Genomic DNA, 552 nt, shown 5'->3' with positions numbered 1-552 from the left:
CGCGAACGGCGGCGAAGCGTGCCGAGAGCAGCCCCTTGGTTCCGCGCCGCCAACTGACCTTGCGCCACTTTGCTACCTCCAACATCGCCTTCGCCGATACGGATGTAGCGTCGGGAATGTGCCGCTTGCGGGGGCGACCACGCCCGGCGACGGGAAAAATCATCGCCACGTCGGCGGGATAGACTTTCTGCTTGTACGGGATGCCGACGGCCCATGTGAGGCCGCGTGCACTTGCCCAACATTGATACGTATTGAGGGGCCACACCCACGTAAGCGTGGCGAGGACCTTCCAATTACCCACAAGTCTTACGGATGGCGTTGGCACCGATTTTGATGTCCATGAGGCGGGTCCATCCTCGCCAGATCACAATGTTACCTGGAGGCGGGTCATGGGCGCGAGCGAGATAGCCGCCGAGCCGCGCGATTTCGTACAGGTAATCGGATATGGTTATGAGCCTGGGCACCTTCTTTCTGGAAGCCACAAGATGATCGATCAGGACGATTTTGTCATCGGTCAGCGCGAGCCTGGGTGATGCGGAAGGCGCGGCGCGA

The 552-nt window shown here is 60.7% G+C and carries 2 pseudogenes; both read right to left on the bottom strand.

What is annotated here, in order from left to right:
* Positions 1 to 232, bottom strand: a pseudogene (locus tag V7680_RS15710) (transposase); the annotation flags it as partial.
* A gap of 61 nt (positions 233 to 293) precedes the next feature.
* A pseudogene (locus V7680_RS15705) lies at positions 294 to 552 on the bottom strand (IS4 family transposase); the annotation flags it as partial.

This window comes from Parasphingorhabdus sp., from assembly GCF_036963705.1.
GTDB lineage: Bacteria > Pseudomonadota > Alphaproteobacteria > Sphingomonadales > Sphingomonadaceae > Parasphingorhabdus.
This window is presented reverse-complemented; position numbering and strand designations above follow the sequence as displayed.